This is a genomic window from Sphingobacterium sp. Ag1 (assembly GCF_000988325.1).
Lineage (GTDB): Bacteria > Bacteroidota > Bacteroidia > Sphingobacteriales > Sphingobacteriaceae > Sphingobacterium.
Map to the genome: position 1 here is coordinate 1 of NZ_LBGU01000033.1, position 18,948 is coordinate 18,948.

The 18,948-nt window shown below is 35.6% G+C and carries 12 protein-coding genes; 5 read left to right on the plus strand and 7 right to left on the minus strand.

Annotated features, from left to right (window positions below; genetic code table 11):
• Positions 1–301: 301 nt before the first annotated feature.
• On the minus strand, positions 302–2,230 hold the full coding sequence (dxs, locus tag AAW12_RS08350; protein WP_046673167.1) for a 1-deoxy-D-xylulose-5-phosphate synthase: 1,929 nt from the start codon (positions 2,228–2,230) through the stop codon (positions 302–304).
• Between the two features lie 159 nt (positions 2,231–2,389).
• On the opposite strand from dxs, the gene AAW12_RS08355 reads away from it, so the two are divergent.
• Positions 2,390–3,178 carry a segregation and condensation protein A gene (locus tag AAW12_RS08355; RefSeq protein ID WP_046673168.1) on the plus strand — a complete coding sequence of 263 codons (789 nt, stop codon included), beginning with the start codon at positions 2,390–2,392 and terminating at the stop codon, positions 3,176–3,178.
• A gap of 32 nt (positions 3,179–3,210) precedes the next feature.
• Here the strand turns inward: AAW12_RS08355 and thiL are convergent, their stop codons facing one another.
• Both thiL and nadA read right to left on the minus strand, forming a co-directional pair.
• A complete protein-coding gene (thiL, locus tag AAW12_RS08360) occupies positions 3,211–4,263 on the minus strand; it encodes a thiamine-phosphate kinase (RefSeq protein WP_046673169.1) in 1,053 nt (350 codons plus the stop codon).
• A 226-nt stretch (positions 4,264–4,489) separates the two neighbouring features.
• Positions 4,490–5,485, minus strand: a complete 996-nt coding sequence (gene nadA, locus AAW12_RS08365) for a quinolinate synthase NadA (protein ID WP_046673170.1) — start codon at positions 5,483–5,485, stop codon at positions 4,490–4,492.
• Between the two features lie 3,152 nt (positions 5,486–8,637).
• On the opposite strand from nadA, the gene nadB reads away from it, so the two are divergent.
• Entirely contained in the window at positions 8,638–10,230 is a 1,593-nt protein-coding gene (nadB, locus tag AAW12_RS08370; RefSeq protein WP_046673171.1) for an L-aspartate oxidase, read from the plus strand.
• 5 nt (positions 10,231–10,235) lie between these two features.
• A complete protein-coding gene (locus tag AAW12_RS08375) occupies positions 10,236–10,742 on the plus strand; it encodes a gamma carbonic anhydrase family protein (protein ID WP_046673172.1) in 507 nt (168 codons plus the stop codon).
• Positions 10,743–10,790: 48 nt separating this feature from the next.
• On the opposite strand, the gene AAW12_RS08380 is transcribed toward AAW12_RS08375, so the two are convergent.
• The 4 genes from AAW12_RS08380 to apaG all read right to left on the minus strand — a co-directional run bounded on the left by AAW12_RS08380 (position 10,791) and on the right by apaG (position 17,109).
• Complete coding sequence (locus tag AAW12_RS08380; protein ID WP_231585234.1) at positions 10,791–12,380, minus strand: Ig-like domain-containing protein; 1,590 nt, start codon at positions 12,378–12,380, stop codon at positions 10,791–10,793.
• Between the two features lie 168 nt (positions 12,381–12,548).
• Positions 12,549–14,408 (minus strand): tRNA uridine-5-carboxymethylaminomethyl(34) synthesis enzyme MnmG, encoded by a 1,860-nt coding sequence (gene mnmG / locus AAW12_RS08385; protein ID WP_046673174.1) that lies wholly within the window; start codon positions 14,406–14,408, stop codon positions 12,549–12,551.
• Between the two features lie 94 nt (positions 14,409–14,502).
• Positions 14,503–16,368, minus strand: a complete 1,866-nt coding sequence (locus AAW12_RS08390; protein WP_046673175.1) for an ABC-F family ATP-binding cassette domain-containing protein — start codon at positions 16,366–16,368, stop codon at positions 14,503–14,505.
• Between the two features lie 354 nt (positions 16,369–16,722).
• Entirely contained in the window at positions 16,723–17,109 is a 387-nt protein-coding gene (apaG, locus tag AAW12_RS08395) for a Co2+/Mg2+ efflux protein ApaG (protein ID WP_046673176.1), read from the minus strand.
• 149 nt (positions 17,110–17,258) lie between these two features.
• Here apaG and AAW12_RS08400 point away from each other — a divergent pair, with 149 nt between their 5' ends.
• Together AAW12_RS08400 and AAW12_RS08405 are read left to right on the plus strand one after the other, a co-directional pair.
• A complete protein-coding gene (locus AAW12_RS08400; protein ID WP_046673177.1) occupies positions 17,259–17,969 on the plus strand; it encodes an SAM-dependent methyltransferase in 711 nt (236 codons plus the stop codon).
• 202 nt (positions 17,970–18,171) lie between these two features.
• Positions 18,172–18,927: an alpha/beta fold hydrolase gene (locus AAW12_RS08405; protein ID WP_084823116.1), complete on the plus strand. Its 756-nt coding sequence runs from the start codon at positions 18,172–18,174 to the stop codon at positions 18,925–18,927.
• Positions 18,928–18,948 lie beyond the last annotated feature (21 nt).

The window sequence follows — 18,948 nt, forward strand, 5'->3', positions numbered from 1 at the left end:
CTTTAAGGTCTAGATCTAAATTAACCAAAATAATAGCCAATTACAATCTTTAGTTCATATATTTTTAATATTAAATTTATAAGAATTTAAAGCCAACTTAACATCATTGCCAAAGGACTATTAAACTTATTAATGTACAACCACAAACCAAAAATAAGCTCAAATTATAGGACATAAAAAAACAAATTGTAACAGAAGAGATGATTGTAAAACTTAAACAGACCAACACGTTGACTAGTCCTGAAAATTGAAAATGGAGATCAAAATTTATCTCCTTTTTCATTTTTCAAATGTATAGCTCTTATCCGACCATTGAGCTGGTCAATTTTCCATTGCAAAGTTTTTTGGCTTCTGATACGATAGCATCAGCATCGTAGTGTGCATGCTTCCACTGTGCATTTTGTTCAGCATGCTCAATGATCTTATCCGGAATACCCAAACGAACAACCTGGCTATGATATCCGTGATCAGCCATAAATTCCAATACAGCCGAACCTATTCCCCCCTGCAAACTTCCATCCTCAACCGTGATAATTTTATCAAACTTCTGAAAGACCTGATGAAGTAAAGCTTCATCCAATGGTTTAGCAAATCGAAGATCATAATGTGCTGGATGTATTCCCAATTCATTTAACTGCTGTACCGCTTTAACAGCTTCATTTCCTATCGCTCCAAAACTTAAGATAGCAAGTTCCTCCCCAGCTGTTATAAGACGTCCTTTTCCTATTTCTATTTCTGTAAATGGACGACGCCAATCCGGCATAACACCATTTCCTCTTGGATATCTGATAACAAAAGGACCTTTATTAGGCAACTGCGCAGTAAACATCAAATTTCGTAACTCTTCCTCGTTCATCGGCGCAGAAACCGTCATGTTTGGAACGCAACGCATAAAAGCTATATCATAAGCGCCATGGTGTGTCGCACCATCCGCGCCGACCACTCCCGCACGATCTAAACAGAAAACAACATTCAGATTTTGTAATGCGACATCATGGATGACTTGATCATAAGCGCGTTGCATAAACGACGAATAGATATTACAGAAAGGTAATAGCCCCTGTGTTGCAAGTCCCGCACTGAACGTAACCGCATGCTGCTCAGCAATACCAACGTCAAATGCGCGGTCAGGCATAGCTTTCATCATAATGTTCATAGAAGAGCCTGAAGGCATCGCGGGCGTTATACCGACAATCTTATCATTTTCTTCCGCAAGCTCAACTAAAGTATGTCCAAAAACATCTTGAAATTTAGGTGCTACTGGTTTATCATTCGAAGATTTCTTGATCTCACCCGTAATTTTATCGAATAAACCTGGAGCATGCCATTTCGTCTGATCTTTTTCAGCTAGCGCGAAGCCTTTTCCTTTAATGGTGACGGCATGCAATAATTTGGGCCCTGGTATATGTTTAAGGTCTTCAAGGGTCTTAGCCAATTTCTTGACATCATGCCCATCAACCGGTCCAAAATATCTAAAATTTAAAGATTCAAAGAGATTGGCATTTTTTAATAAAGTTCCCTTTATACTTTTTTCCAATTTTTTGGCAATACCAAGTGCATTTGGACCAACTTCCGAAATTTTGGTTAATACAGCTGCGATATCGTCTCTAAAACGATTATAGCGTTTTGAGGTTGTAATACTAGTCAAATATTCCTTCAATGCACCTACATTAGGATCAATGGACATGCAGTTGTCATTCAAAATAACCAAAAGATTGGATTTGGAAATGCCGGCGTGATTCAATGCTTCAAATGCCATTCCACCAGTCAAGGCACCATCACCAATAACTGCGATATGCTGACGATCTTTTTCACCCTTTATTTGGGAAGCGACCGCCATGCCTAATGCTGCAGAAATAGATGTAGACGAGTGCCCAACGCCAAATGCATCGTATTGAGATTCAAAACGGTTGGGAAAACCCGAAATTCCGTTCTCAATTCGATTGGTATGAAATATATCGCGACGCCCCGTTAGGATTTTATGCCCATAAGCCTGATGACCTACATCCCAGATCAATTGATCGTATGGGGTATTCATTACGTAATGTAACGCTACCGTTAACTCGACGACTCCCAAACTTGCTGCAAAGTGACCACCATTAACCGAAACCTGATCAATAATAAATTGACGTAATTCCTGACTTAACTGTTCTAATTGGTCTTCCTTTAGCTTTTTAAGATCAGAGGGATCGTTTATTTTACTTAATAGTTCTCCAGCCTCAAACTGCATAGTACTGCTATTTACATGATATGTTCGTACAAAGTAACGACAATTTTATTTAATCTTTAAAATAAATCGCATTTACATATTGATGAACAACAAATAAAATAATGAATAGTTTGTATCGAAGTTATTCCAAAAGATTTTATATGTAAATTTGTATAAGATATGCAAGTAGAAGAAGGCTACGAAATCAAGCTTCCTCAATTTGAGGGACCTTTTGATTTATTATTATTTTTTATCGAACGGGATGAACTAAATATCCACGATATACCGATTTCAAAGATTACAGATGATTTTTTATCGTATGTGAGCCAAATGCAAGCGCTCAATATGGAAATGGCAAGCGAGTTTATCTTTGTTGCTTCTACATTGATGCGTATTAAAGCTAAAATGCTGTTGCCACGTCTAGATCTGGACGAAAACGAGAATGAAATCGATCTTAGAGAAGATCTTGTTCAAAAACTTATTCTCTATAAGCAATTTAAAGAGACCTGTGAAGACTTGAGAGTCTTGGAAGAGAATCGTCTCAAACTATACAGCCGAGGCAACATACGCTATGATATCCAACAAAGACTAAAATTAGATTCTACCGGAGAAAATTTGGATAGCTTCGACCTCTATGGTCTAATGATGATTTACGAGCAAATGATGTATCAATTCCGTAATCGCCCCCCTGAAGTAACCCATACAGTTGTCAAATATCCATACACCATTGAACAACAGAAGAAAGCAATTGCTGAACTGATTGAAATCAATAAAAAATTAGATTTTCAAGAAATTCTTAAAAACTCAGAAAATAAAATACAGTTCGTCTATAACTTTTTAGCGATTCTCGAAATGCTCCAGCAGCGATTATTACAGATCGAAGTGGGCTTAGGCTATAACAATTTCAATGTAGGTGAAAGAGATCCAAATGAGACGGAGGAACTCCTGTTTGAGGAGGAAGAAGCATAAAAAAGACCTGTTTTGAACAGGTCTTTTTCGTATTAATCTTTTTTCTTAAACGCATTCCAACCTTGGGCTGTTATCGGATAAAGATTCCCAGATTTGGAAATCATCTCACAACCTTCAGATCTTGGCGTCATATAACCAATAATACTAATATCGGGTAGATTCTTAATCTTATCGTGATCTGCTTGCGCTATGGTAAACAATAACTCATAGTCCTCACCACCGTTCAACGCTGCTACAGTTGGATCAATGCCAAATTCCCGCCCCGTATCATAAGTCATCTGATCTAACGGAATTTTTTCCTCATATAATCTACAACCTTTGTCAGATTGTTTGCAAATATGGAGAATTTCAGATGCAAGCCCGTCCGAAATATCCATCATCGCTGTGGGCTTGATCCCTAGCTTGGCAAATAATTCAACAATGTCTTTCCGGGCTTCAGGTTTCAATTGGCGTTCAACGATATAATCCTTTCCTTCCAAATCAGGTTGTACATTCGGATTTTCTAAATAAATCTCTTTCTCCCGTTCCAAGAGTTGTAAGCCCATATAAGCTGCACCGAGGTCACCGGACACACACAATAGATCTCCTTCCTGTGCTCCACTACGATAAACAATCTGATCTGCATCAGCATAGCCTATACTTGTCACAGAAATAACCAGCCCCTGTGCTGAAGCCGAAGTGTCACCCCCGATTAAATCGACATTATACTTCTTACAGGCAATCAAAGCTCCTTGATAAATTTCCTCTACAGCTTCTAATGGAAATTTAGAGGACATACCGATTGAAAAGGTAATTTGAGAAGCTATTCCATTCATCGCATAAATATCGCTCAAATTGACTTGAACAGCTTTATAACCTAAATGTTTTAATGGTACATATCGAAGATCAAAATGAATCCCTTCCAACAATAGATCAGTCGATACCAAAGTCTTCTTACCTTCGAAATCTAAAACAGCCGCATCATCACCAATCCCCTTCAAAGTGGATTTCTCTGTCAATTCAACAGCCTTACTTATATAATCAATCAGTCCAAACTCGCCCATTTCCTCTAGATTGGTCCGCTCGGTATTATCAAAATCAAACATGCTAAAAAGTTTAAAAGTTTAATATAGGTAATGCCAGATAATCATCTTTGACTGATGCATTAAGATGGCATTACAAAACAAGTATAGCTATAAGTCCAATGAATTTATATGCTTATCCAGCTAAGCGTCTTGATTACAAGCTAGGACAAACATTCATAAAAATTGTTTGTATTACATTAAAAATCAATAATCTACGATAGCTAATCGTAGCAAAAATACAACAAATCTATAGTCCTAAGCGCGCTGATATTTCCAACATACGTTCAATAGGACGTTGTGCACGAAGAATCACATCCTCAGGAAGAAGAATTTCAGGGGACTCATACTTTAGACAGTTGTATAGCTTTTCAAGCGTATTAAGCTTCATATGCGGACAATCATTACATGCACAGGCATTATTAGGAGGAGCAGGAATAAACGTCTTATGTGGACTTGCTTTTTGCATTTGGTAAAGAATACCTGATTCTGTAGCAACAATATAAGCCTGGGCTTTATCTGTTTGGGTAAATTTAAGCATTCCAGCAGTCGATCCCACATAATCAGCTATCGCGAGTATATGATCTTCACACTCTGGATGGGCAATAAACTTAGCCTCGGGGTGCTCGCTTTTCAAACGGTCAATTTTATCTTGAGAAAAAATTTCATGCACCATACAAGCTCCATTCCAAAGTACCAGGTCACGTCCTGTTTTCTTCTTAACATATGCACCCAGGTTGCGATCTGGACCGAAAATGATTTTCTGATCCTCCGGAAGACTCTCAACAATCTGAACAGCGTTGCTTGATGTGCATACAATATCTGAAAGAGCTTTCAATTCAGCCGTACAATTTACATAGGTAATCACCAAATGATCAGGATATTGCTCTTTAAATTTAGCAAAAAGATGTGGTGGGCATGAATCTGACAATGAACAACCGGCTTTAGCATCTGGCAAAAGAACCTTCTTCGTCGGTGAAAGTATTTTAGCCGTCTCAGCCATGAAATGTACTCCAGCAAAAACAATTACATCTGCATCGGTTTTCGCAGCTTCCTGCGATAAGCCAAGACTATCTCCTATATAATCTGCTATATCTTGTATTTCAGACTCTTGATAATAGTGAGCCAAGATGACAGCCTTCTTTTCTTTCTTTAAGCGTTGGATCTCTTTAATCAAATCCAGTGAGGGATCAATCGGAGCATCGATATAACCTTTTGCTTGAAGCTCATAATTTACAATTTCCATGCGAGTAGTTTCAACTTTTATGAACAGCAAAAATAAGCATTGTTATATATATAAAAGTCAATTAAAAGCAAATTAATAAAGTCGTGGTAATATACCTCTCGCTTGCATTTGATCCATTAGTAGATAATAATAAATAAAACACTGATATAAAACCTATTATTAATTAGTAACAGATTACAACGTGTTTGCTAAGTCGAGCTCATTGGATAATGTCAGTTTGTAAATTTGATCGAACAATGGCGACTTTTGTCCAATTCCATGATCTTGTAGAACTGACAGCAAAATATGTATTTGATCATGCAAAATAAACATTTACAAGTATTAATAGTTAAATTAATTTATACACAGTTTAATCATACAGTATTATGCCCATATAAACTCTTTTAGAGTTGGATATTTGGGAAACTATTTAAGCTCTTCGTTTATACCAAAACGTGAAAGGGTTTATTTCACATTATTTCGACCTTCGAAAATCAGTTTCATCCATAACTTAATTTCCTAGCCTAAGAAACGTTTTTAGGCATATTACAAAACAATGAAAAATATAGCACAAAAGGAAGCTCTATTTATTAACATTTCAGATAAGAAAACGTTTTTGAGGTCGTATAGGATAGATTAATAAATCTTGGATTGATGTATAATTTTATATCAAAATCTCAGCGGGTTTATTTTGGCAAATTTTGAGAGAACTGTGTATACGTGCTGCAACTGAAAGCATAAAAATAGCACCGAAAATGAAATAAACGCTCTTAGAATCGTCTATAGCATATTTTATCACTGCCTAACCAATATATGGCATTCTAATCGCGAGTAGCTGAAGTTCATATGTTCTCCATTTACCAACGCATACAGCAACGATGACCAGCGTGGGGCCAAAATCAATTTTCCTAAATCATAATACGCCGCAAATATTCAATAGATAGCATTATTTCCAAAATAAACCCGTTGAGAATAGCATATATAAGTATTATTAGCCTGTAAAAATGAATATAGGAATATAACAGGGACAAATTTAGCGGATCAGGTCCAATAGGGTTGAATAAAATAATTCAGAATAAACACGATAAGAATTGGATATTTATAAAAAAAATTAAATGAGTCGAGTAGAAGCGACTTTAAAAGGCACTATTTCCGCAAATTGAAATACGACTAAAATAATGTGTATAGTATCCAAAATAAACTGGATGAGAATTAAAAATTGACCGCTGTGATCTAGAATAGTGCTTTTATTTAATTCTAAGAAGCTTAATAAAACTTTTTTTGCTATCTAATTACAGGAAATTTTATAGCAATCACAAATTCAGTCGAAATAACACAAAATAAAGTTAATAATACCTTGTATCTGGATAAAAATCCTGTAAATAGCGCTATTCTAAACTCAATATAACACAATCGGAGCGTATATCCCGCTAAAATAATCATCTGGCAATAATTATCGTATAAATTATAAAAAACTCAAAATAGATAACTTAAAAGATAGTAATCATATAAAATAAATTATTTAAAATTTAGCTATTTTTAAAATTCGCATTAAAATTACCGGATTATAACACTTGAGATTCAAATATATAGATAATATTAAAAAAAATACTAAATATGCAAGTGATAAAGCGCTTTAAAAACAACAAAGTCGCTTAGAATTAAATATTCCATACAAATAACGAATCAACAAAATATATTCAATCTATAAGAGCTTCATTTTAGAAAAATAAGTCCTGAGAATGATTTAAAAAAATGCCAAATGGCAATGATCCAAAATATTCTAATGTCACTGATTTAATTTGGGCAATTCTTCCATCCAACCGATGTTGGGCTGCAAATATAGTAAGATTGTTTGTTCTGCAATAAATTATTTGAAGAAATTATCTGCAATCCAAAATTATTAACAAGCTAATCTTCAAATTTCACTTAGATCTTAAAAAATTTGCTATTTAAAGCCATAGAATGTATTAAAAAGCTCTGAAAACAAATTTTAAAAAAATATCCAATTCTAAACGGGTATATTTTTAAACAATCACCTTGAGATTCTGTTTAAAATTCAATCCCGCGAAAACCAAACAAATATCGTAGCCAAATCTGAATATAATCAGCAGATCCAGGAATAAAAAATTCCAATAACCAAATACGTTTCAATTTTAATTTTGAAAGATTTGCTAATAAAGTTACAAAAATTTTGCACTTCAATTTTACCTCGTTGAAAAGGCAAAATTCACATATTTTTGAAAAAAATACGCAAATACGCAAACCTAAAACGGTTTAAAATCCTAATATCAATATCAACTAAATTGCCTTTTTCATATAAATTTTAAAAGCAACGATTAGCAACTATTAGAATTCAATAAAAGAATTTATCTGTTCTAAAGACAGAAATATCAAAATCTCATAGCATCCAAAGTAGAATTAAAAACTTTTCTTAGCCGATTTCTATCGATTACAAAGCGATAAAATTGAAATAAGATCCCACAAGAGAAAATATGCAAGTATAAAACACTTCAAACCAATATTTTTTTAAAAAATTTATAAATAACGCGCTGAAACTACTTTAAATCCATTTTTAGAAAAATAAAAAATAAATATTCAATCCTAAAGCTCTTTAAAAGTCAATAGGAAATTGAAAAAATAAAATAAACTCAATTAGAATTAAATATTTCAATAGGGGACTTTATAATTCCTAGATATCGAAATCTAATGGCCTCTAATCGAACTTGACAAAACTAAACAAAGATTTTCGAACGTATTCCACAATCTTTTTTTTCAATAAATACTAATTATTTAAAATAGAAAATCTCTTATTGTTTATTATGGTGTGGAAAAGTGGTATAAATTAGCTTATTTCGATTTTGATTTTAGGTTTTTATAGAGTTTTCAACAATTTTTCAACAGGTTTTATCTATTAAATAGTTGATTTTTAAAATTCTAATTTATCGTATTTTTTATTTTCCATATATTTTTGTTGAATAGTTTTTGTTTAGAAAATGTGGAAATCTCTGAATTTTTATGCGGAAAAATTTTAGAAATAAGACTAGAAAATAGGGGATTTGTGAATTGTTAAATACTTTTCATTTTTATTTAACCTTTTATTTACACGTTTTCCACATTTTTCGTTAATTTGAATCGTCACTTTTGGGGATAGTTTGTGAATTTTAATTTATATGGCAGATAGAAAGGTAGATTTTTTGGTCATTGGATCAGGTATTGCTGGATTAAGCTTTGCTTTAAAAGCATCGAAATTCGGTAAAGTATTGATAGTCACTAAGTCCAATGAGGATGAGTCTAATACAAAATATGCGCAAGGGGGAGTGGCTGCCGTTGTGGATAAGTCAGATAGCTTTGAAAAGCATATCATTGATACTCAGATTGCTGGGGATGGTTTATGCGATGTTGAAATTGTGGAAAACGTAGTGAGAGAAGCACCGGAACGGATTGCAGAACTTATTTCATACGGAACATCATTTGACAAAGAGGAGTCGGGGTTATATGACCTGGCAAAAGAGGGAGGACATTCCGCTCATCGTATTTTACATTATAAAGATATAACCGGCTATGAAATTGAGCGTGCATTATTGGCGCAAGCACATAGTGATCCCAACATTGAAATTGTAACGCATTACTTTGCCATTGATTTGATTACACAGCATCATTTGGGTGAATACGTGGATAAGAACAGGGAAGACATTACCTGTTATGGAATTTATGCTTTTAATACCTCATCACATTTAGTAGATAAGATTTTAAGTAAGGTTACTGTGATGGCTTCTGGAGGAGCAGGGCATGTTTATTCAAGTACAACAAATCCAACTATTGCGACTGGAGATGGTATTGCTATGGTGTATCGGGCAAAAGGTAAGGTACGTAATATGGAGTTTATGCAATTTCACCCTACTTCTTTATACAATCCAAAGGACTCTCCTGCATTTTTGGTATCTGAAGCCGTCCGTGGATTTGGGGGTATTTTAAGAAGGATCAATGGTGAATCTTTCATGGAGGAGTACGATGAACGTGCTTCTTTGGCACCAAGAGACATCGTTGCTAGAGCTATTGATGCCGAGATGAAGAAATCCGGTATAGATTATGTGTACCTTGATATCACACATCGGAATAAGGAAGATATTATCAAGCATTTTCCAAATATTTATGAAAAGTGTCTTTCGATCGGACTGGATATGGCGAAGGATTTTATACCAGTTACACCGGCTGCGCATTACCTCTGTGGAGGCATTTATGTAGATGATTTTGGACGCAGTAGCCTCGTTAACTTATATGCTTGCGGAGAGTGTTCTTCTACTGGCCTACATGGGGCAAACCGATTAGCTTCTAATTCACTTCTTGAAGCACTTGTTTATGCACATCGTATTTTCCTGGACGCCACAAAGTCGATAGGATTGATTAACCATATTGTTGACGTCCCCGAATGGGATGACTCTAAAACCTCTCTTTCAAATGAGGATATTTTGGTAAGTCATAATTTGCGCGAATGCCAAAAGATTATGAGTGACTATGTTGGTATTGTCCGTTCCGATTTTAGGCTTGAAAGAGCTCTTAAACGGCTACATCTCTTGTATGAGGAGACCGAAGAATTTTATCGAAATACAAGGCTTTCTGTTAAATTGTGTGAATTACGTAATGTTATTCAAGTAGCTTATATCGTGACAAAATCAGCTATGTTACGGAAAGAAAGTAGGGGATTGCATTATACAACGGACTATCCGAAACATTCGGAAGTACTACAGGATACAATTTTTTAAGGAATATGGCACTTATTTTACCTGTTTTGGATAAATCTCCGGTGATAGCCGAAGAATGCTTCTTAGCACCCAATTCAACGATTGTAGGCGATGTGGAGATTGGACATCACTGTTCGGTATGGTTTAATGCTGTCATACGCGGAGATGTCAATTATATTCGTATCGGTAATTATACTAATATTCAAGATGGAGCTGTTATACATTGTACCTATAAGAAATGCGGTACTACGATCGGAAATTATGTAAGTATAGGGCATCAGGCTATGGTACATGGATGTATTTTGGAAGATCATGTACTCATCGGTATGGGAGCTATCGTTATGGATAATGCGATTGTTGAATCGAATGTTATTGTAGCAGCTGGTGCAGTAGTTTTGGAAAATACTCGTTGTGAATCGGGATTTCTATATGCTGGAGTACCTGCCAAAAAGATAAAAGCACTTACTGAAGAACAGAAAGATCTATTGCAGAAGCTACCAGATAATTATGTTCTGTACAGTTCCTGGTTTTAGCTTAATCGAATTAGCAATACTAAATAAGTTATTTTAGAATGGCCTCAATTAATTTTTTTTGAGGCCACTCAATGAAAAACTATCTTTCTGTTCCCAATTAGCACGTATTGTAAATACTTTATTCAGATATACAACAGGCTCAGGAAACGTTTTCTTTTCGACATCTCCAGTGTCCCAGATTCCATTATCATTGTCGTCGCGTATCACACGTATACTATACTTTCCTCCAGGATACTGTTTGTATACAACAGCCGGGTTGTTCATGTTTATTTTGTCGACGCGATAGACCTTATCTTTTTTCTCATTGATTAACTCAACCAAATAGGTTGTATTGCTATCTAGATCTGTAAAATCAAATGTAAGATCCCCATAGTTTTCACTATCGTCATAGGTTAAATCGAGCTTTTTCTCTTTGTTTTGTTCGCCAAAATAGCCTGTTATAGCGCCTTCTGTAAACTCGATTTGGTACTTTTTCTCTTTTCTCCAATTATAGCGAATATGGTAGATATTGGTATTTGCTGTATCTACGGCTAGTTGGTAATTGGTCCGGACCAATGAGTCTTCTTTGAATTTTAACTTGGTTTTATCGATATTTTTGATCGGTGTGAAAGCAGATACCTGAAGGTGTGTAATGCGATCGACTCGTCCATTATTTGGCGTAAAAATAGGCTCAATTGTCTGCTCTATTTTTACATTCCCTTTTCTAATGAGAATGGTATCCAATGGTCTTTCATTTTCTGTCAGAACAAGCTTTAGGGAGTCTATTTTTAAATTTGGAATAAACAAAGTAGCCGAGTCTGATGTCTTTGAAAAACGTACTTTTTTATCCTTGTTATTTACTTCGTCATTTAGGATATCAAGTTTGGGTTTGTCGACTCTTCTATTAAAAACAAGAAGTATACTTCCATTTTTTTCAAATTTCTTCTCTTGAGTTCTAAACTTTTTTGGGATTCCTTTGAAGATCTCCAAGTTGATATTGCTTAAGTCTCGCTCTAGCACGATAGAGTCTTTTAGGAAACCTATTTCTTCATCAGCACCATTATAGATTCTATCGTTATTTTTTTCTTGAAGTGCGTAAATGCGATAAGTTCCCTCTCTTAGATTGTTTAGTTTGTAATTACCTGCGGTATCTGTTGTCGTAAATATATTCGCCTTCTTTTTGCCGAAAATGGAATCTTGGCTGATGGGGATCAACAAGACTTTAACATCTTTTTGAACCTCTTTGGTTATAGCGCTTTTTACATTACCGGATATACTGAGTGAATCTATTTTATCTCCCGTTGCAAATATGTAAGCATAATTGACCAATGCATTTCCAGCGTTATAATCAACTAGTCCTTTACCGAAGTATATGCTGTAAGTTGTATTCTTTTCTAGGGAATCAGGTAAGGTAATTTCTAGATTTTTTTTCTTCACCTTGAATTCTGGATTGCTTCCCATGTCTGGCGTAATACTGAATTCCTTTTGTTGATTCGCTAGTTTGATATATTCGTCAAACGTGATCACTATTTTTTTAGCTGTAAAGTTCTTCGAAAAATTCGTAGGACTTTCCAATAGTATTTTCGGGGGAATGGAATCTTTTGGCCCTCCCGTGGGCTGTTGTATGCTTGCACATTGTATAGATAAGCCAATAAGCATAATAAACATGCTTAAAATAAGTAATCTTGTTTTTAAGCTACTTTTTAGCCTTTCTGAACCACTTTTATTTTCTCTTAAAGAAGTTGTCATAAAAAATAGAATATTGTCTTAAATCGCTTATTTCAAGCTATGTAATATTTAATATGTAAGTATTTGTTTTTCAGTTGTTTAACTCATGTGAACCATCAATACGGTGATATCAGAGGGTGAAACGCCCGAAATTCTTGAAGCTTGCCCCAGTGTACGTGGTTTAACTTTAGATAACTTTTGTCTTGCCTCAATGGATAGAGATGTTAATAGGCTGTAGTCGAACTCAGGATTAATTTCTCTATCTTCCATCTTCTTCATACGATTGACAATTTCCATTTCTTTATCGAAATAGCTTTCATATTTGAGATTGATCTCTGCTTGTTCGATGGTATCGTTATCGAATTGGGATACATAGTGTGCAAAGCCTTCGTCTCCTTTCAGAATATCTTGGATACCAACTTGTGGTCTCGCAAGTACATTACTCAACCTTGTTTTTTGTGGAAGTGGGCTTGAGCCTACTTCGGCTAGTACGGTATTCATCTTTTCGACATTGGTTGAATTTTGTTTTAGATACTCGATTATTTTATTGGAGTTATCAATTTTTTCTTGGACTTTTTTGAGTCTTTCTTCTCCTACCAATCCCAATTTGTAAGCTAAGGGGGTTAAGCGAATATCAGCATTGTCCTGGCGTAAAAGTAGACGGTGTTCTGCTCTTGATGTAAACATGCGGTACGGCTCTTCAGTTCCTTTTGTTACGAGATCATCCACCAATACACCTATATATGATTCGGATCGTTTTAGAATAAGTTCCTTATCATCATTGATACGTTGATGCGCATTTATCCCGGCTAGGAAACCTTGGGCGGCGGCCTCTTCATAGCCAGTTGTCCCATTGATTTGTCCTGCAAAAAATAAATGTTTCACTAGTTGGGTTTCTAGGGTTAGATCCAATTGCATTGGTGGAAAGTAATCGTATTCTATGGCATACCCTGGTCGGTACATCTTCGCATTTTCAAAACCTGGAATTAATTGCAAAGCTTTCAATTGTACATCTTCTGGCAATGAGGTAGAGAATCCATTGACATATATTTCTACTGTCTTAAAGCCTTCTGGCTCCACGAATATCTGATGCCTTTCACGCTCGGCAAAACGATTTATTTTATCTTCGATTGAAGGGCAATAGCGTGGTCCTAATCCTTTGATGCGTCCTGTAAACATGGGTGATTTTTCAAACCCTGTGCGTAGCATTTCGTGCACTTTATCATTTGTATAGGTAATCCAACAACAGCGTTGCTCAGTTGGTATTTCTACATCTGTATAGGAGAACCGCCCTCTTTTTTCATCGCCCCACTGTTCTTCCATTAACGCATAATTGAGACTTCTTCCATCTATACGTGGTGGTGTTCCTGTCTTCATTCTACCGGACTCGAAGCCAAGAGAAACAAGTTGTTCGGTTAAACCTGTGGCTGCCTTCTCTCCTGTTCTACCGCCTCCAAATTTCTTGTCGCCAATGTGAATCACACCATTTAGAAACGTTCCATTGGTTAGTACCACAGCATCTGATTCTATTTCTATTCCCATTGAAGTGATGACACCACAAGCTCTTCCATTTTTGACGATAACTTCTTTTACGGTATCTTGCCACATATCTAAATTTGGAAGAGACTCTAGTTGTAGTCTCCATTCTTCTGCAAACCTCATTCTGTCATTTTGCGTGCGGGGGCTCCACATAGCAGGACCTTTCGAAAGATTTAGCATTCGAAATTGAATAGTTGATTTATCTGCGATGATACCGGTATATCCTCCCATGGCATCAATTTCTCTTACAATTTGTCCTTTGGCTACCCCACCAATAGCGGGGTTGCAACTCATTTGAGCTATTACCCCCATATTCATTGTGATGAGTAAAGTGGACGAACCTAAGTTGGCTGCCGCTGCCGCCGCCTCGCATCCGGCATGCCCTGCACCAACTACAATTACATTATATTTTTTAAACATTTTTCTATTCTTGTTCCACGTGAAACGTGGTGTTTTTATTTCTTTGTAAATTTACGTTTTTCTTTGTGTTCCACGTGAAACCCCTTGTGAAATTTTACATAAAATCAGCAAGATAAAGCCATCTTTCGGATTTGTCGTCTATCTGTTTTTGTATTGATTGAATTTCTTCTGCTAAGGAAGAAAGTTTTAGATGATCTGTTACCTGGCTTAATTCCTCTGTTTTTAATCTTACTTGTATTTCTAGTTTTTCTATTTCTTCTTCTAGTTTATTATACTCCAGTTGCTCCTTGTACGAAAGTTTTTTCTTCTCCTCTTTTACAATAGGTTTTACTTGTTCTTGGATATTCTTTTTTTGTTTTTCTTTTTCTAGTTTTTGGATTTCGTCTTGCTCACTTTTGAAGTCGGCATAATTTCCATTATACACCTGTATATTCCCATTACCTTCAAAAATGAAAAGTTGATCGGTTAATTTATCTAATAAATACCTGTCGTGTGATACCAATATGAGTACTCCTTTGTAGTTGTCAAGAAAATCTTCTAGTACGTTTAACGTATCAATGTCCAAATCGTTGGATGGCTCATCCAGAATAAGAAAATTTGGATTCTTCATTAAAACACGCATAAGCTGAAGTCTTTTTTTCTCTCCTCCACTTAATTTGTTGACAAAACCAAATTGTTTTTCTGGAGGAAATAAAAAATGAGTTAGCAGCTGTGAAGCTGTGATTACTTCCCCATTTGCCATTTCGATATAGTCTGCTATATTTTTTACAACATCCAATACTCGGTCGTTTTCGTTTACTTCTAACCCACCCTGTTTATAGTATCCATATACAGTGGTTTCCCCTACCGCTATAGACCCTGTATCAGGATTTTCTTCTCCCGTGATTAAATTAAGAAAGGTTGATTTTCCAGTACCATTTTTTCCAGCTAGACCAATACGATCACCTTTTTTAAAGGTGTATGAAAAATTATGTATGATTTCTTTTGCTCCATAACGTTTGGCAACATGTTCTAGTTCGAGTATTTTTGAGCCCTGTCTGCTTACTTTAACACTGAGTTGTACCGAGTCGTTTCCTTTAATGGCCTTAGATTTTTCTTCTAAGTCATAGTATGCTTCTATACGTGATTTGGATTTGGTGCCGCGTGCCTGTGGTTGACGGCGCATCCATTCCAATTCACGACGGAGTAAATTTCTGCTTTTCTCTACCATAACCGCATCAATGGTTTCGCGTTCGGACTTCTTTTCTAGAAAATAAGAATAGTTACCTTTATAGGTAAAGAGATTGCCCCGATCCAGCTCTCTAATCTCCGTACAGATATTATCCAGGAAGTAGCGATCGTGTGTTACTAAGAGAACGGTTTTGTTACCTGTTGTTAATAGTTTTTCAAGCCATTCAATTGTTTCTATATCCAAATGGTTAGTGGGCTCATCCAATATATAAATGTCCGGCTCGTCTATCAAAAGCTTGGCTAGTGCAAGGCGTTTTCGTTGACCTCCTGATAGACTTTTGATGTCTTGATGGAAATCCATAATGTTTAAACGATTAAGAATCGTCTTAATATTATGCTCATACTCCCAGGCATTCAATGAACTTATTTTTTCTGTAAGATCTTCTAATTTTTTCTGATCGATATCAGTTTCCAATAACAGCTCCTCGTACTCGCGGATAAGACGTTGTTGATCGTTGTCTGTACTATAAATAAAATCGTTGATTGATTTTAATCCTGTGAAATCAGGATCCTGTTCTAAGAAACCAATTTTTATACCTTTTTCTTTTACAACTTTTCCTGAGGTTGGTAAGATTCGCTCTGCTAAAATAGCGAGTAAGGTTGATTTACCTGTGCCGTTGATTCCGACCAAGGCCACACGTTCTCCCTTCTGGAGACCGAAATGTAAATCTTTAAAAAGCCATCGATCATGGAAGGAATGGCTTACTTGTTCTGTAGCTAAAATACTCACGTTATATCACCCTAAATTATATTCAGTCAATTTACACGCCAAAACACGACCAAAAGGTTTCTTCTTTTGATAGCTTCTATTGTGTTGATAATCAGTATTTTAACTGTATTATTGCTGATTATCAGTTATTTATATATTGAATCAATAATCGTTTTGATTGCTGACTAATGTAATCTATTGGATGGCATACGATCAAATAATAGCCTTTGCCGTTCGGTGAAATGATAATTCGCGGACCCCGAGGTTAGCTTGTTCATTTGAAATGCTCGCAAAAATAAAGAAATAGTTTCTTATTCGATGCGAAAAAGCTTCGTTATTTGATTAATTGGCAATAATGATACTGCCTTAATAAAATTAATTCAATGCGTAATCCGCTATCAGATTGAAACGTGGTATTTCAACTTGAAAGCTGCCGTTGTCCAGTGTTCGGATCATATTGTAATATCCTTCCATGAATCCGAATTCGCTATTGAGATTGCAACCGGAGGTGTATTGATGCGTCTGACCAGGTTCTATAATAGGTTGTTCGCCTACTACTCCTTCTCCAGATACCTCCCTATAGTCTCCTTTTGCATCAAAAATTTTCCAATAGCGACTTATCAATTGAACCGTGTAATCGCTGAGATTTTCTATGCTGATGTGATAAGCAAACATGAAATGTTCACGGTCCGGATTCGAATACTCCGATTGATAGATGGTTTCAACCGAGATTTTTACGCCTTCTGTAATTTGTGTGATCATTTGAATGATGTTTATTGTTGCAATGAATATTTACGCTAAAATACTAATAATGAGTTTAAAAATCTAAATTATAATCATTTTAAAAGGTTAAATAATGCTAAGTGTAAAATTAGTATAGCCAAATGGACCTTAATTAGTAGGTTTGTATTATGGCAAATGGTATCTTATATTTAATTCCTGTTCCATTGAGTGACGACGCAGCTTACCAGTCATTTACTCCGTATTTAGTGGAAACAATCAATTCATTGGATGAGTATATTGTAGAAAATGAAAAAACGGCTCGCAAGTTTTTAAAACTTGCAGGTTTAAAGATTCCGCAGAGTGAGCTAAAAATCCATGATTATGGGAAACATGTGCGAGACAAGGGAAATATAAATGATTTTTTTGAAGGCTTGAAACATGGCAAAAGTGTTGGTTTAATGTCCGAGGCAGGATGTCCTGGTGTTGCTGATCCTGGAGCTTCTATTGTAGCACGGGCACATCAATTGGGTATTAAGGTCGTTCCTCTTGTTGGACCAAGCTCAATTCTACTGGCACTTATGGCTTCGGGGTTTAGCGGTCAAAAGTTTGCTTTTCATGGTTATTTACCTATCGATAAAATTGATCGAGCTAAGGAAATTAAAAATCTCGAACAGCAATCAGCACGTGAAAAGCAGACACAGATTTTTATTGAAACTCCATTTAGAAATAATCAGCTTTTAGCCGATCTATTCAAAATATGTAAACCTTCCAGCTTACTCTGTGTTGCGTCAAATGTAACAGCTGCCGACGAAAATATACAAAGTTTGACAATTGCTGAATGGCGAAAACGATCGTATGATTTTCATAAAAAGCCTACTATTTTTTTACTTTACGCATGATTTTTTTTAGAGCTCTCCCCTACCCTATCTTCATGATGAAGTTAGTTAAGGGATTAAAAGCTGTTTTTACTCGAGGTAAATGTGTTTTAATAAAGTAAGTGAGCGCTTACATTTTATTTTTAAGTAAATATGTAGACTGCGTTATCAAAATAAGAGCTGAATAGCGTTTGTTAAGTGTTAAAATAATTGAATATATAACACAATGAATTACTGTAGATTATTGCGTTTAATGTTTTGTTTTTCATTATCTATTTTAGGTAAAAGTCTTTATGCACAGTCTTCTACTTACGTAATAGTTCATGGAGCATGGGGCGGTGCCTGGCAGTTTAAAAATACGGCCAGCGAATTGGAGAAAAAAGGGAACAAGATTTACCGTCCCACACTAACTGGTTTGGGGGAGCGTTATCATTTAGCAGATACTTCTATCCGATTGCAAACCCATATTGATGATGTTGTGAATACGATCCTGTTTGAGGACCTCCATGATATTATACTGGTGGGACATAGTTATGGTGGTATGGTTATCACGGCTGTGGCTGATAGTCTTCCGGATAGAATCCGTAAATTGGTTTACTTGGATGCTATACTTCCGGAGGATCAACAATCTGTAATGAACTTAATGGGTAAATCTAGTGCAGCAAATGGACTGTTAAAATTAGAAAAGGATGGTTATATTTTTCCTTTCTGGGTGAGAGACATTAAGAAGCTTCCTAGGGATGTCCCCCACCCGTTAAGAACAATGACAGACAAGATCAGTTTAAAAAATCCGAAACGACTTAAAATTCCAGGTACTTATATTTTGACTTATGAGGATGGCAAAACAATTGAGGATGATGATTTTTACCCGTTTTATAGGAAGGCAAAAAATATAGGTTTTAAAACAGTCGAATTTGTTGGAGATCATAATCCACAAATAAAAAAGTTGAAAGAATTAGTAGATTTGTTGGAACAGGAATAATAAATAAGCAATAGATAGTTC